We start from the raw sequence: 24,015 nt of genomic DNA on the forward strand, positions 1-24,015 counted from the left end.
GAAAGTAGCCGCTTGCTTCCGCACCGGGGTGCGCAGGGGAACGAACAGATGCCCGAAACCGCCAATCATCTCGCCTTCGCGCTGGTCTGCCTCGGCATGGTGCTGACGCCAGGCCCCAACATGATCTACCTGATCTCGCGTTCGCTGTCGCAAGGGCCAAAGGCGGGGCTGATCTCACTTGGCGGCGTTGCGCTCGGCTTTGTCTTCTATGTGCTGGCGGCGGCATTCGGCATCACCGCGCTGCTGCTTGCCGTGCCCTATGCCTATGATGCGCTGCGCCTTGCCGGCGTGCTCTATCTCCTGTGGCTCGCCTGGCAAGCGGTGAAGCCGGGCGGACGCTCGCCATTCCAGGTACGCGAGCTGCCGCGGGACCGGCCGCGCAAGCTGTTCGCCATGGGCCTGATGACCAATCTGCTCAATCCGAAGGTGGCCGTGCTCTATCTGTCGCTGCTGCCACAGTTCATCAGCCTGGACAAAGGCCATGTCCTGTCGCAGCTGCTGGTGCTTGGTGCGACGCAGATATCGATCAGCCTGACCGTCAATGCCATCATCGCGGTGACAGCGGGCTCGATAGCCACCTTCCTCGCCGGCCGGCCGCTATGGCTGGTCATCCAGCGCTGGATGATGGGCACCGTACTGATGGCACTCGCGCTGAAGATGGCGACCGACGCACAGCGCTGAGCGCGGTTCCTTACATCGGCCGCCGGATTTGCTGCGCCCGCTCCGGCTCGACCACCTTGCGGTAGAGATGCCACGTGGCATGGCCGAGCACCGGCATGACCACGGCGAGCCCGGCAAACAGCGGGATCGAGCCGATCACCAGCAGCACGGCGACCATCAACCCCCACAGCGCCATCTGCAGCGGGTTTGCCATCACCGCGCGCGCCGAGGTCTCGATGGCCGAAACGGCGCCGACATCGCGGTCGAGCAGCAGCGGGAACGCAACCACGGTGGTGGCGAGCACGACAACGGCGAAGACGAAACCGGCGGCGTTGCCGGCGAGGATGAGGGTCCAGCCCTTGCCGGTCGTCAGCACCTCGCGGACGAAGTCGCCGATCGATGCCGGCGGCTGGTCGCCGAAGAGACCGGTGTAGATCGACTGCGCTGTGAAGAGCCACAACAGGAACAGCGCCACCAGCATGATACCGATCGCCGCGATCGACGGAATCGCCGGCGAGTGGCGCACATCGAGGGCATGCCGCCAGGAGGTGTTCATGCCGAGCTCGCGCCGGCGGCTGATCTCGTAAAGACCGATGGCGGCAAACGGGCCGACCAGCGCGAAACCCGACATCAGGGGATAGATGAGCTGGATGGCATTGGCGCCGGACGTCCATCGCGTCAGGATCAGGCCGACAACGGGATAGATCAGGCACAAGAACACGTAGTGCGATGGTTTTGCCCAGAAATCCTCGGCGCCGAGGCGCAGCGCATCCCTGAGATCCGCCGTGGTGATGCGGCGCACCGTGGGCTGTACGTGCATCCCGTGCGCGTCCGCCATGACATGAAAGCCGGCCATAACCTTCCTCCCAAGTGTCGGGGACGGTCACCGCCAGGATGGCCGCCCGCAGCTGCCACTAGTAGATGTAGCACCATAGCCGATTTGCCAGGGGTTGTCGCCGCGTCAATAGCTTGAAGCTGCTCCTCGTGCTCATCTCTCCCTGTCGCCTCTCATATGGCCGTGCGTTGGCAGGCTTTCGTTTGGTCGGCCATCTCGCTGCATTTAAGCATTACAAATTTTAGTAATTACTGAAATAGCGCGTAGAGACCCCTGGCGTATCACTTGGGCTTTACAGGTTTTGGCGAGGGGCGATGTTCGAATTGAAGAGCTTCTGGTCTTCGGAGCGCGGCAACTTTGCCATGGCGACGGCCATAGCAATGCTGCCGATAATGCTTGTCGTGGCCGGTACCATCGATCTGACCGGCACGAGCGACGACGCCGCGCAATTGCAGAATTCGCTAGACGCGGCTGGGCTTGCCGTCGGCACAAAGTACCTACCCAGCATGACCGCGAGTGATGTGCAGGAGCTTGGGCTGGCATTCTTTACGGCCAATATGAGCGTCGCCGACCAGCAGGAGTATGCGGGCAGCGTCTCCGCCTTTTCGGCAAGCGCCAGTGGCGACCCGAGTGCCTATTACATCTCGGTTTCGTCCAGCATCAGCCGTCCGAGCTTCATCAATGGCGCGGCCCCCTGGCCAGCCCACCGCTCGGCCACCGTCAAGATGGACCCCGGCGCGCAGGCCTGTGTGCTGGCGCTCGATTCACATGCGTCGGCCGCCGTGAGCCTGCAGGGCTCGACCGATGTCTCCATGAGCAGTTGCGTGATCGCGGCAAACTCGGATGCGTCCGATGCAGTCAGCAGGGGCGGTTCGGCGCAGGTGTCGGCGGGCTGCGTCTCGACCGCCGGCGGCACTTCCGGGCTGTCGCCGCCCAACGCCAATCTTACCTGCGGTGCGCCGCTCGAACATCAATATGCGTCTTTCGATCCACTGGCGGACGTCGTCCCACCCCCCTACACATTGTGCCTGCCCGTGCCGAACGGCAAAACTTACACGCTGTCGCCAGGCACGTATTGCGACAAGACCTTGTCGGGAAACATCACGCTCAATCCAGGCGTCTACATCCTGCGCGGCACCACCATAAAGCCGGGCGGCAACGGCAGCCTAAACGGCCAAGGCGTGACCATATTCCTCGTGGAGGACGCACAGATCTACATAAATGCAAATGAAGTGGTGAACCTTTCCCCTCCCACCAGCGGTCCATACGCTGGCATTACCATTTTCGAGAGTCATGGCAACACTTCGGCCTTGACGCTGAATGGCGGCGCAAATTCCGTGATCAGCGGGTTCGTCTATGCGCCTGACGCTCCCATTTCCTTTGCCGGCAACTCAGATATGAGCGGTCAAGGCGACTGCCTGAGGCTTGTTGGCCTGACCGTACTGATGACCGGCAACTCATCCATCAAGACCGACTGCACAGCCGTGTTTGGAAATCGCGAGATGTATGCAAGCCGCCTCGTCACCCTGGTGAAATGAGCGGGCAACTGCTGTTTCGATTCCAGATTTCCACCGCCCTGCCCGGCAAAAGCCATGATCGCGACTATCTCAGGCAGGCATGACCACTTCGGGAATCGAACACGACCAGATCGCGAACTTGAACAGGCGCAAATGGCTCAAGGCAGTCGGCCTTGCCGCCCTGGCCGGGCTCGCTGCCTGCAGCACCGTTTCGCTGCCGACCGGCGAAGGCGCCGGTGTCTCCTCGTCCGCCACCGGCACGCTGGCCAGCATCCGCGCCTCGGCCGGGCTTCCGCCGCTGGTTGCCGACCCACAGCTCGAGCAGGCCGCCCTGCAGCAGGCCGGCTACATGGCGCGGCGTGGCCGCATGAGCCACACCACCGGCTGGGGCAAGGATTTCGCCTCGCGCGTCAAGGACAATCGCATTGACGGCGCCGCCGCAGAGAATATTGCCGAGGGCCGTTTCGACCAGCAAAAGCTGTTCGACATATGGGAGCACTCGCCCGGCCACCGGCGCAACATGCTCGACCCGCGCTTCACCCGCTTTGGCCTCGCCTATGTGCGCGACGGCCACGATGGCGCCCTGCGCTACTGGAGCCTTGTGCTGGGAAGATAAGGCGGGATTCCTCTAGTTGGTCGTCCCCTTGAATTTCGAGGGCGACGACCTCTAGTCCATGTGGGCGGCTGGTGCGCCACCGGCCGGCGCCTGTTTTGGCTTGCGCAGCAGGAAAACAAACGGAATGGAAATCAGGGTCATCACCATGAGGATTTTGAAGTCATTGACGTAGGAGATCATCATCGCCTGCAGATTGACCATACGATCAACCTCCGAAAGCGCCATTGGATCACCGCTTGCGGCCGCCGGCGAGACCGCCCACAGATTGGGGTTGAACGGATTGATGAACGCCGAAAGCTCGGTGTGATTGACCTGCGTGTTGCGCACCATCAGAACCGTCACCACCGACACGCCGATGGACGAGCCAAGATTGCGCACCAAGCTGAACAAGGCCGTGGCATCGGTGCGGAAGCGCACGTCAAGCGTGGCGAAGGCCACGGTCGAGAGCGGCACGAACACCATTCCCATTCCCAGGCCCTGGATGACGCCGGAGGTGATGATCAGCCAGTTGTCCATCTGCGGCGTGAAGCTGGACATTGTGTAGAGTGATTGCGCGGTCAGCAGAAAGCCGATGACGACGAGGATCCTGGCGTCGATCTTGCTCATGAGCCGCCCGACTACGAGCATCGAAATCATCGTGCCGACACCACGTGGCCCAAGTACAACGCCAATGGTGATGGTCGGATAGCCGAAGATGGTCGACAGCATCGGCGGAAGCAGCGACATGCTCGCCAGGATGAGCACACCCATGACGAAAATGAACGCCAGGCCGGTGACGAAATTGCGGTCGAGGAATATCTTGGGATCGATGAAGGGATGTTCCGCCGTCACCGTGTGGATGATGAACACCCAGAAGCCGGTCAGCGAAAGACCAAGCTCGATCCAGATCTCATTCGAGGAAAACCAGTCGACCTCGCCGCCCCGATCGAGCAGCAGCTGAAGCGCGCCGACGCCGAGCGATATCATGGCGAAGCCGAAGAAATCGAAACCGCGCACCCGCCGGGCAACAGCCGGCAAATAGGCGGCCATGCCGAATAAGGCGACAATGCCGACCGGCAGGTTGATGAAGAACACCCAGCGCCAGTTGAAATTCTCGGTCAGCCAGCCACCGAGCGTCGGGCCCAGAATTGGCCCCAGCATGATGCCGGCGCCCCAGATGGCCATCGCCTGGCCATGGCGTTCCCTTGGGTTGATGTCGAGCAGGAAGGTCTGCGACAACGGCACGATCGCGGCGCCGAACACGCCTTGCATCAGCCGGAAGAACACTATGCTCTCCAGGCTCCAGGCGATGCCGCACAGCATCGAGAACACCGTGAAGCCGACCACCGCCGTCAGGAACAGTTCCTTGCGGCCGAAGCGGTCGGCCAGCCAGCCGGTGACCGGCGTCATGATGGCGGCGGCAACGATGTAGGACGTCAGCACCCAGTTGATGTTGTCCGGGGAGGCGCCGAGATCGCCGGTCATGGTCGGCAGCGCGACGTTGGCGATCGTCGTGTCGAGCGCCTGCATGATCGTCGCCAGCATGAGCGCGACCGTGATCAGGCCACGATGCGGCACTTCTTTGAAGGGTTCGGGCGTGCTCATGGTGCGGAACTTCCGGCAGGTAACAAAATCGTGTAGAACAGGTTTCCGGGCGGCGAGGCCTTCCGTTGAGAGACCCTCATTCGCGGTGGGACGCGATGGTCGATGTGGGGGTTACATCGACCGAAAGTCTCTGATGAGCGGATGCCTGCCGCCCGGAAACATGAGGACCGAGGGGTCCGTGTCGAAGATTTCAGATTCTGGTCGATCCGCGACGCGGCTCCAAGCAAACGCTGATTCTTCCCACTCCTCCCATCAGACCAATCCCCGCTATTGGCTTGCACCCGCTTGGTTCCCCACGGGCTTGCGCCGATTTTACTCCGCCGCCTAGCCCGCCGTAGCGTGGCCGAATATGGCGGGAAACCCGCGGGCAACGCCGGTGTCGACGGTAACGGTCGCGCTCATGCCGGTGCGCAACGCCATCTTTGCGTCGGCATCGGTCAGTTCCAGGCGCACCGGAATGCGCTGCGTGACCTTGACCCAGTTGCCTGTGGCATTCTGCGCTGGCAGCAGGGAGAATTCGGCTCCCGTGCCGGCGCCGATCGCCTTGACCGTCGCCTCGAAGGTTTTACCCGGATAGGTGTCGACCACGATCTCGGCCTTCTGGCCGGGCTTCATGTGGGTCAGCTGGGTTTCCTTGAAATTGGCGTCGACCCAGGTGTCGCCGGTCTCGACCAGCGAAAACAGCGGTGTGCCGGAGCCGACATACTGACCGACCTTGAACGAGGAGGCCTGGCTAACGACGCCGTCGGCCGGCGCCTTGACCGTGGTCTGCGCCAAGTCGTAGGCGGCCTTGTCGCGCGCGGCGAGCGCGGCCATCACGGTCGGATGCTTGTCGGTCTCGATGTCGGGATTGCCGCCAAGGCCTGCCTTGGCGCTGATGATGCCTTGCTCGGCAACGGCAAGCTGCTGCTTGGCCTTGTCGAGATCGTTCTTGGCCTGGTCGAGCGACGACTTGGCGTTGATGCCCTTCTGGGCAAGGTCGGCGGCACGGTCGAACTGCGACTGGGCGAAGGCGACCTCACTGGCATCGGACCTTTGCTGTGCCATCGACTGGCCATAGGCCGCGCGCAGCTGCTCGACATTGAGACGCGCGCCCGCCACCGCCGCGTCGGCCTGGGCCAGTGCGATCCGGTAGGGCTCCGGGTCGATGGCAAACAGCACATCGCCCTGCTTGACCAGCTGGTTGTCGAAAATGTCGACCTGAACGATGCGGCCGGCCGTGTCGGAAGCGATCGACACCTTGGCCTGCTGCAGATTGGCGTTCTCCGTCTCCTGGTAGCGGCCGCCGGTGATCCAGACGTAACCGCCGCCGATGGCCAGCGCCGCAGGCAGCGCAACCATCAGCAGGGAGCGGCCCAACCGGCGCTTTTTCTTCACCGGCGCCGGGGCCGGCTGCATCGGAGGAGCAACCGCCACTGGGGCCGCTGCCGGCTGCGCCGGCGCTTCCATTTCTAGCTCGGTCACCTTCTCGTCTATCTTGGCTACCGCGTTCATGCTGCTGCGCCTTCTGTACTCTTCACTTTTTCAACGGATGGCGTCTCGTCGTCAGTCAGGTTGCGGACCATCGTCTCAAGCCCCTCGATGAGGACGCGACGGGCTTCCGGTTTCACGCCGACCAGCGATTCCTCATAGACCTCTCCCGCAATGCTCTTGATCACGGCGTAGGCGTCACTCGCCTTGGGCGTCAGGAAGATCATGCGGACGCGGCGATCGGCTGCGTCGGGACGACGCTCGATCCAGCCACCCTCCTCCATGCGGTCGACCAGACGCGAAACGCTGATCGGCTCGATCTCGAGAAGTTCGGCCAACCGCGCCTGCGCGACACCATCTTCCTTGGCAACGCGGACCAGAAGCCGCCATTGCGCCGAGGAAAGCCCCAAGCCACTGGCCCTTGCCTCGAAGCGCTTGCGCATCAGGCGCTGCACGTCGTGGATCAAGAAGCCCAATCTGTCTATGCCATCAGAAACCATGAGCGGCATATATAATAAGCGTGCTTATTATTCAAGATGCTGGGTTGCTCCAAAAACCGGCAAATGTGCATGACAGCCGTGCTTCGCAATCATGGTTAGCGGGTGGTGAACGTCGGGTCGGTGGCAATGGCAGTCGGCATGACCGCATCTACCACATCAGGATGTGCGCACTAGAGAGGCGCCGCTTCGTGCCGCTGGTCGAGTGTGACAGATTGATGTACAGCCGCTGGTCAGGATCGGGGGATCAATGACATGCCGACGCTCTACGCTCTCAAGCCGGCTTTCCAGGGAAGGCTGCGGCCGCTGGTCAATCGGCTGGCGGCAATCGGGGTCACCGCAAACAGCATAACCATCCTGGCTGCCCTGATGTCGATCGCAGCAGGGACGGCCATCGCGATTTTGCATGAATGGCGCTCGCTGCTGCTCGTTCCCGTCGTAATGTTCGTGCGCATGGCGCTGAATGCCGTGGATGGCATGCTGGCGCGGGAACACGGACAGGCCTCGACGCTCGGCATGTATCTGAACGAGTTTTGCGACGTCGTTTCGGACCTCGCGCTGATCCTGCCTTTCGCCGCCTTTCCGCAGTTCAGCCCATGGGGCGTCGTCGCCTTCGCCCTGGCCGCCGTGCTGACCGAGTTCGCCGGCGTGCTCTGCATCGCCGCAGGGATCGGGCGAAATTATGCCGGGCCGTTCGGCAAGAGCGACAGGGCCCTGGCGCTGGGCGTGGTCGCCGTGCTGTGCGCCGCCGGGCTCTGGCCGGCTTCCATCGCGCCGCTTGTGTTTCCGGCCATGGCAACGCTTTCACTGTTGACCGCCATAAACCGGATACGCGCTGGCCTTATTGGCAGCGCCAGCTAAGCATCGAGGCTTCGCCATGCCGCCGGAGGGAAAGACCATGATGCACGAACCGATCGCCGCGGAAAGCCTTGAGCGGCAAGCGCAAGAGCGTGTCTTCCGCAGCCATGATGGGACGGAGATTTTCTACCGCTTCTGGCCGGCAGCTTCCGCCAATGCCAAGGGCGCGGTCGTGCTCTTCCACCGCGGCCACGAGCATGGCGGTCGAATGGCCCATCTCGTCGACGAATTGCAGATGCCGGACCACGCCTTCTATGCCTGGGATGCCCGCGGCAATGGCCGCTCGTCCGGCGAGCGCGGCTATGCCCCTTCCTTCTCGGCCCTGGTGCGCGACATCGACTGCTTCATGCGCGAGATTGCCGCCAGGGATGGCTTTGCCACGCAGGATATTGCGCTGATCGCGCAATCCTTCGGCGCCGTGCTCGCTGCGGCCTGGGTCCACGACTATGCGCCGAAACTGCGTGCCATGGTGCTGGCTTCACCGGCCTTTTCGGTCAAGCTCTACGTGCCTTTCGCCAAGGAAGGCATCGCGTTCTGGCAGAACATCAAGGGCCGCTTCTTCGTCAATTCCTACGTCAAGGCGAAGTTCCTGACCCATGATCCCGTGCGCATCGCCTCCTTCGAGAGCGATCCCCTGATCACGCGGCCGATCGCCTCCAACATCCTGGTCGAACTCTACCAGCACGCGGCTCGCATCGTTGCGGACGCCCGCGCCATCACCGTGCCGACGCAGCTTCTGCTTTCCGGCAGCGACTGGGTCGTGCGCCACGGCCCGCAGCACGCGTTTTTCGTCAATCTCGGCAGCCGCATAAAGGAACGCCATGTGTTGCCGGGTTTCTTCCATGACACGCTGGGCGAGCGCGACCGGGCGCAGGCCCTCGACCTGATCCGGCCGTTCCTGGAAAAGCAGTTCGCCTCGCCGGATGCGCCTGTCGACCTGAAGCAGGCCGATATCGCCGGGTACACGCGCGACGAGGCCGACAGGCTTGCCTCGCCGCTCGACCTTTTTTCGCCCAAGGGACTTTATTGGGCATTCAGCTGTGCTTCCATCCGCATGGGCGCCTGGGTCTCGTCGGGCATGAAGGCGGGCGTCACCACCGGCTTCGATTCCGGCTCGACGCTGGATTACGTCTACGAGAACGACGCGCGGGGTCTTACGCCGCTTGGCCGCTTCGTCGACCGCATCTTCCTGGAAGCCATCGGCTGGCGCGGCATCCGCCAGCGCAAGCTGCATCTCGAAGAGCTGATCGGCTCTTGTCTGGCGACGCTCAAGGCCACCGGCCGGCCGGCGCACATTCTTGACATCGCCGCCGGCCACGGTCGCTATGTTCTCGATGCCATCGTGAAGAGCGCCGACCAGCCGGCGAGCGTGCGGCTGCAGGATTATTCTGACCTCAATGTCCAGCTTGGCCGCAAGCTGATCGCCGAGCGGCAATTACCGGCGAGCGTCTCGTTCCAGCGCGCGGACGCTTTCGATGCCGACATGCTCGCCTCGATCGATCCGGCGCCCGACCTCGCCATCATTTCCGGACTCTACGAACTGTTCTCCGACAACGCCATGATCGCCCGCTCGCTCGGTGGATTGGCCAGCGCCATGCAGCCGGGCAGCCTGTTGCTCTACACCAACCAACCCTGGCATCCGCAGCTCGAGATGATCGCCCGCAGCCTGACTTCGCATCGCGGCGGCCAGGCCTGGGTGATGCGCCGGCGCACGCAAGGCGAAATGGACCAGCTCGTCGAAGCCGCCGGTTTCGAAAAGCTCGAGCAGCGCATCGACCAATGGGGCATCTTCACCGTCTCCGTCGCAAGGCGCCGCTGAACGGGATGGTGTCATCGCTTGCATCCACGGTGCGCGCAGAACCTTATGGCCGGGTGGTCGTCAGGGCAGCGCTTTGGCTGGCCTTCCTGGCGCCGTTCTTCTACCTCAGCTACGGCTTCGCCAACTGGCTGGCGTCGCGGCGCGACGACGTCGGCAGCATCGTGTTCGCCTGGGAACACAGCATCCCCTTCCTCGCCTGGACGATCGTGCCTTACTGGTCGATCAACCTGTTCTACGGCCTGTCGCTGCTGCTCAACGACAGCAGGCAAAGGGTCGACCGCCTGGCCGGGCGTTATCTCACCGCGCAGATCGTCGCAGTCGCCTGTTTCATCCTCTTCCCGCTGACGCTGACTTTCGTGCGGCCTGCAACGAGCGGCCTGCCGGGCTTCCTGTTTGCCGTGCTTGGCGGTTTCGACAAACCGTTCAACCAGGCGCCCTCGCTGCACATCGCCCTGCTGGTGATCATCTGGGATCACTGGCGCCACCGGCTCGGCGGCCTCCTCCTGCCGCTCTGGCATGGCTGGTGCTTCCTGATCGGCGCGTCGGTGCTGACGACCTGGCAACATCATTTCATTGACATCCCGACCGGCGCGCTGCTCGGATTTTTTGCCCTGTGGCTGTTTCCACGCACTGGCGAGCTGCCGTTTTCAGGCGCCCGGCTGACCGGCGATGCCAAGGCGCGACGGCTGGCGCTGTACTATGCGCTGGGCGCCCTCCTTGCGCTGGCCGGTGCCGCGCCAGGCGCCTTCTTTTCCGCCACAACACTTATTCTGCTCTGGCCGGCGCTGGCGCTGGCCATCGTCGCCTTCGGCTATGCCGGGGCTGGTGCAAAGGTGTTCCAGAAGACCGCGGAAGGTCATGTGTCCCTGGCAAGCCGCGTCCTGCTTTGGCCCTACCGGCTGGGCGCTGAGGTGAATGCGGCGATTTGGACGCGTAAGCTCCCGCCGTTCGTAGCCGTCAGCGACGGTGTCTTTCTCGGCCGATTTCCGACGGCAAGCGAGGCCAGCGGCTTCGGCACCGTGATCGACCTCACCGCCGAACTTGAAAAGCCGGCGGGAGCAGATTGCCGCTGGATCAGCTTTCCGATGATGGATCTGTTGCCGACGCCCGTGACGATGCTTGAGCAGGCGGCCAGCGCGTTGGAGAGTGTGCGCCGCGACGGCACTGTGCTGGTCTGCTGCGCGCTCGGCTTCCAGCGCAGCGCCGGCGTTGTCGCCGAATGGCTGGTGGCGACCGGCAGAGCCGGGACGCCGGCGCTTGCCCGCGAGGCGCTGATGGCCATCGGCCGACCGGTTCATCTTGCCGAAGCCGCGGAGCCGGCGGCGTCATGACGGGCAGTGCCGACCAGGAACGCGCCGGTCGCTTCGCTCGCTTGCTGATGCAGCAGGCCGCATGGCCGGCCGCGATTGTGGTGGCCGCAAATATCCTTGCGCCTTTGGCTGCTTCGGCGCGCGGCGCCTTCGAGACCTTGCCCGCGGCCATCGCGCTGTCGGTCACAGCCGCGAGCGCGGTCGCCGTGCTGGCGCTGTCGGCGCTCCTGGTGTTCGACGCGCTGTTGTTCCGGCTGATGGCCAGCCACGATGACGAGGCTTCCGGTGGTGCCGCGGTGGATGACATACTGGCGCGCATGCGCCTGAAACCCTCCCCGTCCACGACACGCTCGCTCGATGACCGCATGGCAGGCACCCGCCGCCTGTTGTTCAAGCAGCGCACCGCGCTGGCCCTGTTTGCCGCAGCGCTACTCGCCGCGGGTTTCTGGGCGCCGCGATGAGCATGCTTTCGCTCAAGACCTTCACCTTGCTGCAGACGGCAACCTCCGTCGGCCTCTCGGCGCTGGCCTGGGTGGTGACCGGGGTGCGTCCGATCTGGAATGGCAGCCTGCCGTCCGACCGGCAGCGCATCTATTTCGCCAATCACACCAGCCATGGCGACTTCATCCTGCTGTCGGCCTGCCTGAGCGAGAAGGAGCGCGCGGTCACCCACGCGGTTGCCGCCGGAGAGTATTGGGGAAACTCGCGGCTGCGCCGCTTCATCGCCGAGGACATGCTGTCGTCGGTGCTCATCAACCGGCAATGGACGAAACCTGAAGAAAATCCGATCGAGATCATGCTGTCGGTTCTCGACCAGGGCCATTCGCTGATCCTGTTTCCCGAGGGCACCCGCAACATGACCGAGGAGCCGCTGCTGGCCTTCCGCTCCGGGCTCTACAATCTGTCGATGGCACGGCCTGAGGTCGAGCTGATCCCCTGTTGGATCGAGAACATGTCGCGCGTGCTGCCCAAGGGCCAGTTCCTGCCGGTGCCGCTGCTGTGCCGCGTCGTCTTCGGCGCGCCTGTGGCGGTGGCTCCGGGCGAAGAACGCCGCGCCTTTCTCGAGCGCGCCCACGCCACGCTTCTGGCGCTCAACCCGCGCCCCGAGCGAGACGATTGATGCGCCACGAAATCTCCATTCTGATCATCGGCCTGCTTGCGGTGCTGACCACCGCCAGCATCGTCGCCGCCATACTTTCGGCACGGGCGCCGAAGCCGCTCAGTTCAACCCTGGTCAACCTCACCCAGCGCATCAACGCCTGGTGGGTGATGGTGGTGCTGATAACGGTCGCGTTCTTCTTCGGCAGCGACGGCATGACCATCCTGTTCGCGCTGATTTCGTTTGCGGCGTTGCGCGAATTCGTGACGCTGACGCATACAAGGCGCAGCGACCATTGGGTGCTGCTCGGCATGTTCGGCATCATCATACCGTTTCAATACTGGCTGGTGTGGACGGCCTGGTACGGGCTCTTCGTCATCTTCATTCCGGTCTATTGCTTCCTGCTGATGCCGGCCATCACCGCGCTGCATGGCGACACCGAACGCTTTCTCGAGAGGATCGCCGCACAGCAATGGGCGGTGATGATCTCGGTCTATTGCGTCAGCCATGTTCCGGCGCTGCTGACCCTCAATGTGCCAGGCTTCGAAGGCCGCAACCTGTTGCTGATCGCCTTCCTGATCATCGTCGTGCAAGGCAGCGACGTGCTGCAATACATCTTCGGCAAGCTGTTCGGAAAACACCGTTTTTCGCCGAACGTCTCGCCTTCGAAAACCTGGGAGGGCCTGATCGGCGGACTGGTGTCGGCGAGCCTGCTCGGTGCGCTGCTGTCGTTCGTGACGCCCTTCTCGCCGCTGCAGGCGGCAGCCGTGGCCTTCGTCGCCTGCTCGATGGGTTTTCTGGGCGGGCTGGTCGCCTCGGCCATCAAGCGCGACCAGGGCGTCAAGGATTGGGGCCACTTGATCGAAGGTCATGGCGGCATGATGGATCGCACCGACAGCCTGGTCTTCGCTGCCCCGGTCTTCTTTCACATCGTGCGTTATTTCTGGACGGTCTGAGCCCTGTTTGGAAACTCTACGCTGGGTCGGTTGAGCGCCAGATGCTTGACGGCGTTGGTGCGGCAGTCTCTTGTCCCGCCAGGCTCGGCCGGCAAAAGAGGTGCCACATGGAAAAGATCATACTGGACTGCGACCCTGGGCATGATGACGCTATCGCCATCCTGCTGGCGGCAGGCAATCCACAGATCGATCTCCTCGGCATCACCACGGTGTCGGGCAACCACAATGTCGAAAACACCACACGCAATGCCCTTTCGGTATGCACCGCCTACGGCATCAAGGTGCCGGTGGCGAAGGGCTCTCCCGGCCCGCTCCTCATCGATCAAGTGCTAGCCATCGAAATCCACGGCGAAACCGGGCTCGATGGCCCTGTGCTGCCGCCCGCCTCGTTCGAGCTCGACAAGCGCCATGCCGTCGACTTCATCATCGATACGGTCATGGCGCATGAGCCGAAGACGATCACGCTGGTGCCGGTCGGTCCCTACACCAACATCGCACTGGCCGTCCGCAAGGACCCCCGCATCGTCGAGCGGGTAAAGCGCGTCGTCGCGATGGGGGGAAGCTATACCAGGGGCAACATCACGCCCGCGGCTGAGTTCAACGTCTATGCCGACCCGGAAGCCGCCGATGTGGTGTTCCGGGCCAACTGGGACGTAACCATGGTGGGTCTCGACCTGACGCATCAGGCGCTCGCCACCAAAGAGCTTCAGGACCGGGTGCGCACCGTCGGCGGCCCGATGGCCAAGTTCATCCTCGATATCTGGGAGTTCATCGCGACCACGCATGGCGGCCTCCTGCAGATCGAGTATCCCGCCGTCCATGACGCATGCTGCGTCGCGGCCATGATCGACCCGACCGTCTTCACCACCGAGAAGGCCGACATCCGCGTCGAGCTTGCCGGACGGTGGACCAAGGGCATGACGGTGTGCAATTTCGAGAACATGGGTGGCATGCGCCATTTTGGCGGCACGGCGAGCGAGCAGGTCGACTTCCGCCACACCGTTGCGATGAAGCTCGACCATCAAAAATTCCGCGATTTGATTGTGGATGCGCTGGAGCGGCTGACGAGGCAGAAGGCATGACACACCCCTCCTCCGGATAGTCGTCGTAGCGATATTGCTATCTTCCACGCCCTCGACAGTGAAGCCATGCGCCACCGCAGGGCGGGGTCTGGACCCCGCCCTGGATCTGACAATCTACAAGAGCTTACTTGCCGGCAAGCTGCTTGGCGTTCTCGGGCGTAATCGCGGTCGTGTCGACGGTGACGGTCGTATCCACCGATGAGGCGCAGTCGAGCAGGATCTTCTTCGACATCTCGATCGCCTCCTTGGCACCGGTCGGATAGGTGAAGGTCGCGGCCCAGTCGCCTTTCGCCACCGCCTCGATGCCGCCGGCAGGTCCCGGCAAGCCATCGGTGCCGATGATCTTGACGTCCTTGCCGGCGCCCTTGGCGGCGAGCAGCGCGCCGGCCGCCATCATGTCGTTCGAGGCATAAAGCACCTTGATGTCGGGGTGCGCCTGCAGCATGGCCGCGAAGGCGGTCTGGGCTTTGTCCGGCACCCAGTCGGCGGCCTGCTCGGCGACGACTTGGATCTTGGCATTCTCCTTGACGCCATCCTTGAAGCCGTTCAACCGTTCGACTGCGGGCGTGGAGCTTGGCAGTCCTTCGAGCACGGCTGCTTCGCCACCGTCGGGCAGCAAGGTCTTGGCGGTATACTTACCCGCCTCGAGCGCGATCTTGTAATTGTCGCCGCCGATGAAAGCGGTGTAGTCCTTGCCGGGATCGCCGACCGTCTTGCGATCGAGTTCGATGACCGGGATGCCGGCATCCATGGCGCGTTTGACCGCCGGCGTCAGCGGTGCCGCCTCGAAGGGCGAGATGAGCAGCAGATCGACCTTCTGGGTGATGAAATTGTCGACCTGCGAGGTCTGCGTGTTGACGTTGCCGGCACCGTCGGCGATCTGCAGCGTGAAGCCCGGCACTTCCTTGGCCGCCGCGGTCAGCTCGTCATTGACGTGCTGACGATAGGGTTCGGCATTGTTGGCTTGCGAAAAGCCGATGATGAACTGGCCGTCCTTGGCGCAGGCCTTGACCATCGGGTCGGCAGCCTGTGCGGCTCCCGCGATGCACAGGCCAGCGCCTGCCAGAAGCACGGCCCTGAGGGCACGCCTTTGTCTTGTGGTTTTCATACTCACTCTCCTCCTCGTCGGGCCGGGGCCAGACCTTGGTTGACTTCTACTTGCTGCCACCAACCTCCTAACGACCCAAACCCTCGCGGCGGCGAACGAGGGATTGAAGCACTGCCGCCAGCACGATGATCGCGGCGGTCGCGAGCAGCTGCATGGCGGGGGTGATGTTGTTGAGCTGAAGGATGTTGGCGAGCGCGCCGAGCATAATGGTGCCGGCGACGGTGCCGACCATCGAGCCGGCGCCGCCGAACAGGCTGGTGCCGCCGATGACCACGGCGGCAATCGCGGTAAGCTCGTAGCCCATGCCGTCATTGGCACTGCCAAAATTGAACTGGCCGGCATGCACGATCCCGGCCAGTGCTGCGGCAAAGCCGGTGATGGCGTAGACCGATATCTTGACCATCGACACCGGCACGCCGGAAATACGCGCCGCGCGCTCGTTGCCGCCGACGGCAAAGACATAGCGGCCGAAACGTGTGGTGTTGAGCACGATCGTGGCGATCGCGGCAAAGACGATGAACACGATTGTCGCCACAGGCACGGTGTTGTCGAACAGCCGTTCACCCAGCACCGCGAACACCGGTGGCGCCAGCCCCGGCCCGTCGCCATAGGAAATGTTGATGTACTGATTGCCCGACACGACCAGCGCCAGGCCGCGCGCCGCCTGCAGGCCGGCGAGCGTCACGATGAACGGCTCGAGCCGGAAGCGGCTGGAGATGGTGCCCTGGATGACGCCGAAGGCGATGCCCATGGCGAGCACCGCGAGGATGGTGGGGATGAGCCCGAAGCCGCCCGAGATCATCATCGATGCGGTGACGACGCTTGAGAGCCCGAGCACCGCGCCGACAGAAAGGTCGATGCCGGCGGTGATGATGACGAAGGTCATGCCAATTGCGATGATGCCGGTCTCAGACACGGCGCGAACGATATTGGCGATGTTGTCGGGGTTGAGGAACAGGATTTCGCCATGCCGGCGCGGCGAGAAGATGACGCCGCCGATCGCCACGACGACGAGGCCGATCAGGCTCTGGAATCGCACCACCAAGGCTAGCGGATCGCGATGCACCGGTGCTGCGGCCACCGGGCCGCTTGCCGCCGAAATCTTCTGCTCAGACATCAGGCCTCCCTGCCATTTGCCGCATCAAGGACTGTGTGTTCGTCGACGCCGCCGATGAATTCCGCCACGTTGCGCCCTTGGCGCAGCACCACGATGCGGTCGCACAGGCCGATCAGCTCCGGCATCTCGCTGGAAGCGACCAGAATGCCGAGGCCCTGTGCCGCCAGTTGCCGCAACCGCGTGTAGATCTCACCCTTGGCGCCGACATCGACGCCGCGCGTCGGTTCGTCGAGCAGCAGCAGCCGGGGATTGCCGAGGATCTCCTTGGCGAGCACCACCTTCTGCTGATTGCCGCCCGAAAGCGCCCCGACGGCGATGTCGGGATTCTTAGGCCTGATATCGAACTGGCCGAAGGACTGCTTCACCGCGTCAGCCTGCCGGCGCGCCGACATCAGCCCGAAGGGTGAGATGCGCCGGATCACCGACATGACCAGGTTGAGGCCCACCGCCATCCTCAGCATCAGGCCGCTGCCGCGCCGATCGTCGGTGACGAAGGCGATGCCGGCGTCGCGTGCGGCCTTGATGGAATCGAGCTTCACCGGGCGGCCGTCGACCGCGACATCACCCTCCCAGCGGCCGGCAAGGCCGGTGCCGTAGAGCGCACTCAAGAGCTCGGTACGCCCTGCCCCCATGATGCCGGCCAGCCCGACGATCTCACCCGCCTTGACGTCGAGTGAGATGCCTGTCGGCGGCTGCCATCCAGCACTTTCATGGGCGAGCCTGAAGCTCGCATTGCGCAGGCTGAGCAGCATCTTGCCAGCCTCCCTGGCGCGTTCGGGATAAAGCTCATCCAGTGGTCGCCCGACCAGAAGGCGCACCAGCTCCGCCTGCGGCGCGTGCGGCTCGGTGACGCCGGCGACGCGACCGTCGCGCATCACCGTAACCCGGTCGGCGATCTGCGGGACCTCTTCCAGGCGATGCGAGATATAGACAATGCCGACGCCGCTGGCGGCGAGCTTGCGCATGATGTCGAACAGCCTTTCGACCTCGCTGACCGTCAGTGCTGCCGTCGGCTCGTCCATGATGAGCACGCGCGAGGCGTAGGACAGCGCCTTGACGATCGCCACCACCTGGCGCTGGCCGATCGACAGGTTCGCCACCATGCTGGCTGGATCGATGGCAAGCTCTATGGCTTCGAGCCGCTTGCGGGCCTCGCTGCGCATCGCCGGCACATCGAGGAAGCCGCCCGGCCGCATCAGCTCGCGGCCGAGGAAGAGGTTGGCAGCCACGTCGAGCGTTGGCACCAGATCGAGCTCCTGGAAAATGGTGGCGATGCCGGCCGCCTGCGCTTCACGCGGGTTGTTGAAGCGCACTGGCTTGCCGTCGATCTGGATGGTGCCCTCGTCCGGTGCATAGACACCCGACAACAGGTTCATGAGGGTTGACTTGCCAGCGCCGTTTTCACCGAGCAGCGCATGGATCTCGCCGGGTTTGAGGTCGAAGTCGACGCCACGCAGCGCCTGGACGCCGCCAAAGCGCTTGACCGCGCCGGTGACCGACAGCAGCGGCGCACTCATGCCGGCCTCGCGCAGGATTGACGGACCTGCAGCGTGGCCTGCAGCCGCACCGCCTGCGGCTCCAAACCGGTGGATGCGATGCGGGCGCAGAGCAAGGTAGCCGCCTGTCGTCCGATCTCGGTACAGGGTTGCGCGACGAGCGTAAGGCGCGGCTCGAAGCAGTCTGCCCATTCGAAATCGTCGAAGCCGGCAAGCGAAAGGTCCGCCGGTATCGAGAGGCCTCGTTCGCGGATCGCCCGCACCGCTCCGATCGTCGTCATGTTGTTGCCGGTGACCAATGCCGTAGGCGGCGAAGGCAATGACAGGATGGCGTGGGTCGATGCAGTTGCGCTCGCCGTGTCGACGTTCTCCGGCGAGACATAGTGCGGCAGGCACTCAAGTCCATTGGCGGCCAGCGACCCGCGAAAAGCGTCGATGCGCTCGCGCGTCGTCGCCAGGTCCGGCTGGCCGGCGATGTAGCCGATGCGCTTGTGGCCGAAGGAGGCGACGTGATCGATCAGCGCGCGCATCGACGACTGGTTCTCGACGCCGATCTGGTCGAAGCGGTCGTCGGCGAAGCGGTCGATGAGCACGCAGGGCAGCTTCTTCTCCGCCAGATAGTCGATGGCCCGCTGCGGCGCGCCCGACGGCGCCAGGATGACGCCGTCGACCCGCCGCTGGTGAAATGCGCGCACCACCGAAAGCTCGCGGTCGGGATCCTCCTGCGTATCAGAGAGGAAGACCATGAGGCCAAGGCGTGCGCATTCCGCCTCCACCGCGCAGATGATGTCGGTGAAATAGGGGTTGGAAATCGCCGAGATCGCCAGGCCCACGCTGTTGGTCGAGGCCACTTTCAACGATCGCGCCAGCTCGTTGGGCTGATAGCCCATGGCGGCGATCGCATCATTGATGAGCTGCGCCTTCTGCGGCGAGACAAAGCGGGTGCGGTTGATAACATGCGAAACGGTCGAAACCGACACGCCGGCGCGACGCGCGACCTCAGCCATTGTCGGCATGATAACTCAAACGGAGTGCTGGCAAGCGCTCCTCCCTGATGATGCGTTCCAGTCCGCTCTCATTGTTTTTGGCGGATTTTCACAAACCATAGTGTTATCGAAACGTTTGCGCAATCGCTTCGATAGCCTTTTCCGACCCAATTCTCGGCGCCCTGCAAGATGGGTGTATTGCCAGATCGGCGCATTCCATGAAACTGACCGGGTATCGCTTGCCGCTGTTGAGCGACGCTCTCCCGAGGCTTGTCCACTCAAGGCAACAGTCCCGGCCCGCGCCGTGCCGGGATCCTTGCCGCGCCGATAGCTCCAGGCGGTGGCGGTTCCCGCACAAGCAGACGACCAACTCAACCAAACATCGGAAAATTTTCAGAAACGAATCGGGATTTTTCGGCCCCGAAATCGCAAGACCATGCGGCTGGCGAAAAAGTCCGCACTGTTCAAGGAGAAGAAAAATGAGCATGTCAAAGACCAAGGTCCTCATTGCCGGCGCCGGGCCAACCGGGCTGACGCTAGCGCTCTGGTTGACGCGGCTCGGCGTGCCGGTCCGCATCTTCGACAAGGCGTCCGCTCCGGGCGAAACCTCGCGTGCGCTGGCCGTCCAGGCACGTACGCTGGAGTTCCATCGCCAGATCGGCATCGTCGAAGACGTGCTCGCCGCCGGCGTGCGGATCGAACAGCTCACCGTGCACACGCCGGCCGGCATAGCAGCCACGCTGCCGCTGGCCGACTTCGGCCGCGGCATCAGCCCCTACCCGTTCGCTTTCGCGTTGCCGCAGGACATCCACGAGCGCGTGCTGATCACGCACCTGGAACGTGCCGGCATCGAGGTTGAGCGCGACACGGAGCTGGTCGCCTTCGAGGACAAGGGCGATGCTGTCGTCGCTACCTTAAATAGGGACGGCCGCACGGAAACGGTCAGTGCCGCCTACCTGGCCGGTTGCGACGGCGCTCGCAGCGCCGTGCGCCACGGGCTGAACATCGGCTTTCCCGGCGGCACCTACGAACAGTCCTTCTACGTCGCCGACGTCGACGGTCGCGGCGACGTCACACGCAATGGCATGGACACTGTCATCAGCGCCTATGGCTTCGCCATCGTCATGCCGGTCCGGCAATCGGGCTCCCTGCGCCTGATCGGCATCGTGCCGAAAGCGCATGAGGCCGACGAGTCGATCACCTTCGAGACGATCCGCGCCGATGTCGAGCGCGACACCGGCGTGGCGGTCGACAAGGTCAACTGGTTCTCGACCTACCGCGTCCACCACCGGGTCGCAGAGCGCTTCCGCGTCGGCCGCGTGTTCCTCACCGGCGATGCCGGCCACATCCACAGCCCGGCCGGGGGCCAAGGCATGAACACCGGCATGGGCGATGCGGTCAACCTCGCCTGGAAACTCGCCGCCGTAGTGCAGGGCCGGGCCGATGCGCGCCTGCTCGACAGCTACGAGCCGGAGCGCATCGCCTTTGCCCGCAAGCTGATCGACAGCACCGACCAGGCGTTTCGGGTCGCCACCAGCCGCTCGCGGCTGGTCGGGCTGTTCCGCCGCTACCTGATGCCGAGGATCCTGCGCATAGCGCTCGGGACGACGACGGGATCGCGCGCGTTTTTCGGCCTGATCTCGCAAACCCGTATTCAATACCGCGAAAGTGCGATCAGCAGCGGCAAGGCCGGTAGGATCGAGGGTGGCGACCGCCTGCCTTATGTCGCCGGCGCCAAGGACGACAATTTCGAGCCGCTGCGATCGCTGGATTGGCAGGTGCATGTCTATGGCGAACTCAATGCCGAGTTCCGGGCGATGCTTGCGCCGGCCGGCATCCCAATCCATGCCTTCGCCTGGTCGGACATGGCCAAGGCCGCTGGTCTGCAGCGCGACGGCGCCTATCTGGTGAGGCCGGACGGCCATGTCGCTCTGGCCTCGCCGGTCCAGGAGGCAGCCGCCTTCCAGCGGTACATCGCAAGCCTCGCCATCAGGCCGCGGATCGCCGAGCGTGCGCCCTATCGCATCTCGGGCACCATGCACAGCCTGGCTTGAAATGCGCGGCGCCGGCCGACCGGCCTATCAACAATGCCCGCCAGCCGGCCACCCCAAGTCGCGCATTCGCGCGTTCTGAAAAGAAAGTTTCATCAAGACCAACATCGGGAGAGAGAAAATGCCTATCGAATCCGTGAAGAAAATCAGCGTGATCGCCACGGCGGCCGCAATTGGCCTCGCCGCCGTCGAGATCATCGGCGGCACCGTGCCGGCGCTGTCGCTCGTCAGCCAGGCCGAAGCGCGTATCGGTCAGCCCTGGACGCCCCGCAGTGCCGCAGGCGTTGGGCGGCGGACCACTGCATGGCGCGTGCTGAGACACACCACGGCCTGGGTCGCCACACTGCCGACAGGCTGCGTGCGCACCAAGGTCAACGGCTTCGATGTCTGGCGTTGCGGTGGTACCTACTACCGTGCCTATCAGGGCCGCTATATCGTGGTGGTCGTCGATTGACCGCCCTCGGACGTGGTCTCGCCGAGGGCGAGCCTGACGCCTTCGGCGAGATGCTCCGCGTCGGCCTTGTTCTCAAACGGTACGCCGCGCAGCGCATAGTCGATCGGCGAAAACGGATCGCCCGCCTCGATGAGGGCGATCTGCCGCCGCGCCCGTTCCATGTCGCCTATCTGAGCATAGCAAGCCGCCAGCCTGGTGCGTATCCAGGGTGCCGGACGCGTGGCTAGCTCCAGCGCCTCCGCCGCCTGCCGGTATTCCCCCATCATGTAGAGCGCCAGAGCCCGGTCAAACTGGTACCAGTGCGGGTGCAGGGGATCGATGCGGATGCCGCGAGCCAGCCACGTCAGTGCATCGAGCGGCCGGCCGCGCATGGTGAGCAGCATGCCCATCTGCTCGATGCAGTCGGCATCGTAGGGATTGAGCTGCAGCGCGATACGCATGTGATGCTCGGCCGCTTCATGGTCGCGCATATACAGCCTAATCAATGACTGCACACGATGGCCGGTCGGCTGGTCCGGCGACAATGCCAGGCCCTTGTCGGCGAGGTCGCGCGCATTTTCCAGCACTGCGTCGCTGGCGCGCCCGAATTCTCCATCCAGCGCCCGCGTCAGGGCGAGATAAGTGTAGGCCAGTCCATAGTTCGGATCCTTGGCGATTGCCGCCTCGAACATTGCCTCCGCCCCTTTCTGGTCGGTCTGGGCTGGATCGCGCAACAGCGCAAAGCCACGCAACGCCAGTTCATATGCGGCCAGGCTGGTGACCGGCTTGCGCGATGCCTGTTGCAGCCCTGCATTGGTGACCCGCGTAACCAGCCTGCCGACGATCTGCTCGACGACCTCCTGCTCGATGGCGAACAGGCCTGTGCCCTGCGACTGGTAGCGGTCGCCCCAGAGTTGGCTCGCAGTCGCGATGTCGATCAGGTTCACGGCTGTTATGACTTGCTCGCCTTGGCGTCGCAGCGATCCTTCGACAAGATAGTCTGCGCCGATGCGGGCGCGGATTTGAGACCACTCGTCGCGTCCGAAGGAGGCGAACGAAAAACTCGAATTACGGGCGAGCACCGTGACCGTCCCAAAGCGCGCCAGGCCGTTGATGATATCCTCGGCAAAGCCGTCGACCACCGCCTCGTCGGCCGGATCACCGCTGTCGTTGCGAAAGCGTATCACGGCCACGACCGGTTGCGCCCCGATCTCCGGCGCAGTCTCGGCTTCGGCGGCGAGCATATAGCCGCGCTTGGATACAGTGCGCACCATGTCATCGCCGAGCACCTTGCGGATTTCGCGGATCGACTGGGTCAGCGAATCCTCGGTGACGTAGACACCCGGCCATACGACATCCATCAGTTCCGATTTCGGAACGACGCGGCCCATGTTGCGGGCAAGGTGCGAAAGCAGCGCGTAGGCCTTCGGGCGCAGGAACAGCGGCTCGTTGACGCCACGCAACGTTCCCCTGTCGAGGTCGAGAGTGTATCCGCCGAACCGGAAAAGCTGACCGGCAGTCGCCGTCGTCATTGGGACCCCTCCCCGGACACTGCACATCGTGCCGCGTCGATCCCACATCAACGCGGCACGGGATTTGGTGCATTATTGCCCAGTGCGCAATTTCAATCAAACTGGCCGCTTGGAGAGACAGCAAGATGATCTGGCCAACGCGGGAAGGAACTCGATGAATCCGACGGAAAAAGCGCTGTGGTTCGTCGAGAGCCATCTGCTCGAAGCGGTCTCGCTCGACGATATCGCCCAAAGCAGTGGCGTGTCGCGCTTTCATGTGACGCGGGCTTTCGGGGCCGCCACCGGCCGCTCGGTGATGGGCTACATGCGCGCACGCCGGTTGACCGAGGCGGCGCGCAAGCTGGCTGGCGGAGCGCCCGACATCCTCTCGCTCGCGCTCGACGCCGGCTACAACTCGCATGAGGCGTTTACCCGCGCCTTCCGCGACCAGTTCGGCACTACGCCGGAACTGGTGCGCGCGCGAGGCACGCTCGACAACCTCGATCTCGTGGAGCCGATCCTGATGGACCAGTCCTTTCTTGCCACCCTCGAACCGCCACGCTTCGAAACCAGCCGGCCGTTCCTGATCGCCGGCCTCGGCGAACGCTATAGCTGCGAATCGAGCGCCGCCATTCCGATGCAGTGGCAACGCTTCGGCCCCTATATCGGCAACATTCCTGGCGAGACCGGCGATGTCGCCTATGGCGTCTGCGTCAACGGCGACGATGCCGGTAATTTCGACTACATCGCCGGCGTCGAAGTGTCGGATTTTTCCGACCTGCCGAAGGAGCTCAGCCGGGTACGCGTACCGGCGCAGAAATATGCCGTCTTTGCCCATCGCGAGCACATCTCGACCATCCGCCGGACCGTCAACACGATCTGGAACAAATGGCTGCCGGCCTCCGGCCACGAGATCGCGGATGCTCCCGAATTCGAACGCTACGGCACCGAATTCGATCCGCGCAGCGGCAATGGCGGGCTGGAGATCTGGATACCGGTGAAGGCGTAGT

Annotated in this window: 22 protein-coding genes; 13 read left to right on the forward strand and 9 right to left on the reverse strand. The window is 63.8% G+C overall.

Annotated features, from left to right (window positions below; translation table 11 throughout):
• The first annotated feature begins 48 nt into the window (after positions 1-48).
• Complete coding sequence (locus tag HNQ71_RS02530; protein ID WP_184871030.1) at positions 49-681, forward strand: LysE family translocator; 633 nt, start codon at positions 49-51, stop codon at positions 679-681.
• Between the two features lie 10 nt (positions 682-691).
• On the opposite strand, the gene HNQ71_RS02535 is transcribed toward HNQ71_RS02530, so the two are convergent.
• Complete coding sequence (locus HNQ71_RS02535) at positions 692-1,516, reverse strand: DUF2189 domain-containing protein (RefSeq protein WP_184871031.1); 825 nt, start codon at positions 1,514-1,516, stop codon at positions 692-694.
• A 293-nt stretch (positions 1,517-1,809) separates the two neighbouring features.
• On the opposite strand from HNQ71_RS02535, the gene HNQ71_RS02540 reads away from it, so the two are divergent.
• Both HNQ71_RS02540 and HNQ71_RS02545 read left to right on the forward strand, forming a co-directional pair.
• Positions 1,810-3,033 carry a TadE/TadG family type IV pilus assembly protein gene (locus tag HNQ71_RS02540; RefSeq protein ID WP_184871032.1) on the forward strand — a complete coding sequence of 408 codons (1,224 nt, stop codon included), beginning with the start codon at positions 1,810-1,812 and terminating at the stop codon, positions 3,031-3,033.
• A 79-nt stretch (positions 3,034-3,112) separates the two neighbouring features.
• Complete coding sequence (locus HNQ71_RS02545; RefSeq protein WP_184871033.1) at positions 3,113-3,628, forward strand: CAP domain-containing protein; 516 nt, start codon at positions 3,113-3,115, stop codon at positions 3,626-3,628.
• 51 nt (positions 3,629-3,679) lie between these two features.
• Here HNQ71_RS02545 and HNQ71_RS02550 read toward each other — a convergent pair whose 3' ends face one another.
• The 3 genes from HNQ71_RS02550 to HNQ71_RS02560 all read right to left on the reverse strand — a co-directional run bounded on the left by HNQ71_RS02550 (position 3,680) and on the right by HNQ71_RS02560 (position 7,182).
• Positions 3,680-5,212, reverse strand: a complete 1,533-nt coding sequence (locus HNQ71_RS02550; protein WP_184871034.1) for a DHA2 family efflux MFS transporter permease subunit — start codon at positions 5,210-5,212, stop codon at positions 3,680-3,682.
• A gap of 324 nt (positions 5,213-5,536) precedes the next feature.
• The gene (locus HNQ71_RS02555; protein WP_184871035.1) at positions 5,537-6,706 is read right to left on the reverse strand and encodes an HlyD family secretion protein; all 1,170 of its coding nucleotides are present in this window, start codon (positions 6,704-6,706) and stop codon (positions 5,537-5,539) included.
• Complete coding sequence (locus HNQ71_RS02560; RefSeq protein WP_184872211.1) at positions 6,703-7,182, reverse strand: MarR family winged helix-turn-helix transcriptional regulator; 480 nt, start codon at positions 7,180-7,182, stop codon at positions 6,703-6,705. The genes HNQ71_RS02555 and HNQ71_RS02560 overlap by 4 nt, the downstream gene beginning before the upstream one ends.
• A gap of 252 nt (positions 7,183-7,434) precedes the next feature.
• Here HNQ71_RS02560 and HNQ71_RS02565 point away from each other — a divergent pair, with 252 nt between their 5' ends.
• From HNQ71_RS02565 to HNQ71_RS02595, 7 genes are all read left to right on the forward strand, one after another.
• Positions 7,435-8,040, forward strand: coding sequence for a CDP-alcohol phosphatidyltransferase family protein (locus tag HNQ71_RS02565; RefSeq protein WP_184871036.1), 606 nt, complete (start codon positions 7,435-7,437; stop codon positions 8,038-8,040).
• 37 nt (positions 8,041-8,077) lie between these two features.
• Complete coding sequence (locus HNQ71_RS02570) at positions 8,078-9,856, forward strand: bifunctional alpha/beta hydrolase/class I SAM-dependent methyltransferase (protein ID WP_184871037.1); 1,779 nt, start codon at positions 8,078-8,080, stop codon at positions 9,854-9,856.
• A gap of 5 nt (positions 9,857-9,861) precedes the next feature.
• On the forward strand, positions 9,862-11,187 hold the full coding sequence (locus tag HNQ71_RS02575) for a phosphatase PAP2/dual specificity phosphatase family protein (protein ID WP_184871038.1): 1,326 nt from the start codon (positions 9,862-9,864) through the stop codon (positions 11,185-11,187).
• A complete protein-coding gene (locus HNQ71_RS02580) occupies positions 11,184-11,627 on the forward strand; it encodes a hypothetical protein (RefSeq protein WP_184871039.1) in 444 nt (147 codons plus the stop codon). The genes HNQ71_RS02575 and HNQ71_RS02580 overlap by 4 nt, the downstream gene beginning before the upstream one ends.
• Complete coding sequence (locus tag HNQ71_RS02585; protein WP_184871040.1) at positions 11,624-12,286, forward strand: lysophospholipid acyltransferase family protein; 663 nt, start codon at positions 11,624-11,626, stop codon at positions 12,284-12,286. The genes HNQ71_RS02580 and HNQ71_RS02585 overlap by 4 nt, the downstream gene beginning before the upstream one ends.
• On the forward strand, positions 12,286-13,221 hold the full coding sequence (locus HNQ71_RS02590) for a phosphatidate cytidylyltransferase (protein WP_184871041.1): 936 nt from the start codon (positions 12,286-12,288) through the stop codon (positions 13,219-13,221). The genes HNQ71_RS02585 and HNQ71_RS02590 overlap by 1 nt, the downstream gene beginning before the upstream one ends.
• 107 nt (positions 13,222-13,328) lie before the next feature.
• Positions 13,329-14,303 carry a nucleoside hydrolase gene (locus HNQ71_RS02595; RefSeq protein ID WP_184871042.1) on the forward strand — a complete coding sequence of 325 codons (975 nt, stop codon included), beginning with the start codon at positions 13,329-13,331 and terminating at the stop codon, positions 14,301-14,303.
• 124 nt (positions 14,304-14,427) lie between these two features.
• On the opposite strand, the gene HNQ71_RS02600 is transcribed toward HNQ71_RS02595, so the two are convergent.
• The 4 genes from HNQ71_RS02600 to HNQ71_RS02615 form a co-directional block, all read right to left on the reverse strand.
• The gene (locus HNQ71_RS02600) at positions 14,428-15,411 is read right to left on the reverse strand and encodes a substrate-binding domain-containing protein (RefSeq protein ID WP_184871043.1); all 984 of its coding nucleotides are present in this window, start codon (positions 15,409-15,411) and stop codon (positions 14,428-14,430) included.
• Positions 15,412-15,478: 67 nt separating this feature from the next.
• The gene (locus HNQ71_RS02605) at positions 15,479-16,528 is read right to left on the reverse strand and encodes an ABC transporter permease (protein WP_184871044.1); all 1,050 of its coding nucleotides are present in this window, start codon (positions 16,526-16,528) and stop codon (positions 15,479-15,481) included.
• On the reverse strand, positions 16,528-18,045 hold the full coding sequence (locus HNQ71_RS02610) for a sugar ABC transporter ATP-binding protein (protein WP_184871045.1): 1,518 nt from the start codon (positions 18,043-18,045) through the stop codon (positions 16,528-16,530). Before HNQ71_RS02610 ends, HNQ71_RS02605 begins: the two co-directional genes overlap by 1 nt.
• Positions 18,042-19,040: a LacI family DNA-binding transcriptional regulator gene (locus HNQ71_RS02615; RefSeq protein ID WP_184871046.1), complete on the reverse strand. Its 999-nt coding sequence runs from the start codon at positions 19,038-19,040 to the stop codon at positions 18,042-18,044. Before HNQ71_RS02615 ends, HNQ71_RS02610 begins: the two co-directional genes overlap by 4 nt.
• A gap of 449 nt (positions 19,041-19,489) precedes the next feature.
• Between HNQ71_RS02615 and HNQ71_RS02620 the strand changes: the two genes are divergently transcribed.
• Positions 19,490-21,064: an FAD-dependent monooxygenase gene (locus HNQ71_RS02620; RefSeq protein WP_184871047.1), complete on the forward strand. Its 1,575-nt coding sequence runs from the start codon at positions 19,490-19,492 to the stop codon at positions 21,062-21,064.
• A 118-nt stretch (positions 21,065-21,182) separates the two neighbouring features.
• Positions 21,183-21,515: a hypothetical protein gene (locus tag HNQ71_RS02625; RefSeq protein WP_184871048.1), complete on the forward strand. Its 333-nt coding sequence runs from the start codon at positions 21,183-21,185 to the stop codon at positions 21,513-21,515.
• Here the strand turns inward: HNQ71_RS02625 and HNQ71_RS02630 are convergent.
• Positions 21,491-23,026: a winged helix-turn-helix domain-containing tetratricopeptide repeat protein gene (locus HNQ71_RS02630; protein WP_184871049.1), complete on the reverse strand. Its 1,536-nt coding sequence runs from the start codon at positions 23,024-23,026 to the stop codon at positions 21,491-21,493. The genes HNQ71_RS02625 and HNQ71_RS02630 overlap by 25 nt on opposite strands.
• A gap of 154 nt (positions 23,027-23,180) precedes the next feature.
• Here HNQ71_RS02630 and HNQ71_RS02635 point away from each other — a divergent pair, with 154 nt between their 5' ends.
• Positions 23,181-24,014: an AraC family transcriptional regulator gene (locus HNQ71_RS02635; protein WP_184871050.1), complete on the forward strand. Its 834-nt coding sequence runs from the start codon at positions 23,181-23,183 to the stop codon at positions 24,012-24,014.
• Position 24,015 lies beyond the last annotated feature (1 nt).

It is taken from the genome of Mesorhizobium sangaii (genome assembly GCF_014207355.1).
GTDB lineage: Bacteria > Pseudomonadota > Alphaproteobacteria > Rhizobiales > Rhizobiaceae > Mesorhizobium > Mesorhizobium sangaii.

Excerpts from the sequence above, each read along its gene's own strand:
- HNQ71_RS02620 (WP_184871047.1), top strand. The coding sequence starts at position 19,490 with ATGAGCATGTCAAAGACCAAGGTCCTCATTGCCGGCGCCGGGCCAACC.
- HNQ71_RS02555 (WP_184871035.1), bottom strand. The coding sequence starts at position 6,706 with ATGAACGCGGTAGCCAAGATAGACGAGAAGGTGACCGAGCTAGAAATG.
- HNQ71_RS02595 (WP_184871042.1), top strand. The coding sequence starts at position 13,329 with ATGGAAAAGATCATACTGGACTGCGACCCTGGGCATGATGACGCTATC.
- HNQ71_RS02605 (WP_184871044.1), bottom strand. The coding sequence starts at position 16,528 with ATGTCTGAGCAGAAGATTTCGGCGGCAAGCGGCCCGGTGGCCGCAGCA.
- HNQ71_RS02570 (WP_184871037.1), top strand. The coding sequence starts at position 8,078 with ATGATGCACGAACCGATCGCCGCGGAAAGCCTTGAGCGGCAAGCGCAA.
- HNQ71_RS02535 (WP_184871031.1), bottom strand. The coding sequence starts at position 1,516 with ATGGCCGGCTTTCATGTCATGGCGGACGCGCACGGGATGCACGTACAG.
- HNQ71_RS02590 (WP_184871041.1), top strand. The coding sequence starts at position 12,286 with ATGCGCCACGAAATCTCCATTCTGATCATCGGCCTGCTTGCGGTGCTG.
- HNQ71_RS02565 (WP_184871036.1), top strand. The coding sequence starts at position 7,435 with ATGCCGACGCTCTACGCTCTCAAGCCGGCTTTCCAGGGAAGGCTGCGG.
- HNQ71_RS02600 (WP_184871043.1), bottom strand. The coding sequence starts at position 15,411 with ATGAAAACCACAAGACAAAGGCGTGCCCTCAGGGCCGTGCTTCTGGCA.
- HNQ71_RS02630 (WP_184871049.1), bottom strand. The coding sequence starts at position 23,026 with ATGACGACGGCGACTGCCGGTCAGCTTTTCCGGTTCGGCGGATACACT.
- HNQ71_RS02610 (WP_184871045.1), bottom strand. The coding sequence starts at position 18,045 with ATGAGTGCGCCGCTGCTGTCGGTCACCGGCGCGGTCAAGCGCTTTGGC.
- HNQ71_RS02530 (WP_184871030.1), top strand. The coding sequence starts at position 49 with ATGCCCGAAACCGCCAATCATCTCGCCTTCGCGCTGGTCTGCCTCGGC.
- HNQ71_RS02550 (WP_184871034.1), bottom strand. The coding sequence starts at position 5,212 with ATGAGCACGCCCGAACCCTTCAAAGAAGTGCCGCATCGTGGCCTGATC.
- HNQ71_RS02575 (WP_184871038.1), top strand. The coding sequence starts at position 9,862 with ATGGTGTCATCGCTTGCATCCACGGTGCGCGCAGAACCTTATGGCCGG.
- HNQ71_RS02540 (WP_184871032.1), top strand. The coding sequence starts at position 1,810 with ATGTTCGAATTGAAGAGCTTCTGGTCTTCGGAGCGCGGCAACTTTGCC.
- HNQ71_RS02615 (WP_184871046.1), bottom strand. The coding sequence starts at position 19,040 with ATGCCGACAATGGCTGAGGTCGCGCGTCGCGCCGGCGTGTCGGTTTCG.
- HNQ71_RS02585 (WP_184871040.1), top strand. The coding sequence starts at position 11,624 with ATGAGCATGCTTTCGCTCAAGACCTTCACCTTGCTGCAGACGGCAACC.
- HNQ71_RS02635 (WP_184871050.1), top strand. The coding sequence starts at position 23,181 with ATGAATCCGACGGAAAAAGCGCTGTGGTTCGTCGAGAGCCATCTGCTC.
- HNQ71_RS02625 (WP_184871048.1), top strand. The coding sequence starts at position 21,183 with ATGCCTATCGAATCCGTGAAGAAAATCAGCGTGATCGCCACGGCGGCC.
- HNQ71_RS02580 (WP_184871039.1), top strand. The coding sequence starts at position 11,184 with ATGACGGGCAGTGCCGACCAGGAACGCGCCGGTCGCTTCGCTCGCTTG.
- HNQ71_RS02545 (WP_184871033.1), top strand. The coding sequence starts at position 3,113 with ATGACCACTTCGGGAATCGAACACGACCAGATCGCGAACTTGAACAGG.
- HNQ71_RS02560 (WP_184872211.1), bottom strand. The coding sequence starts at position 7,182 with ATGGTTTCTGATGGCATAGACAGATTGGGCTTCTTGATCCACGACGTG.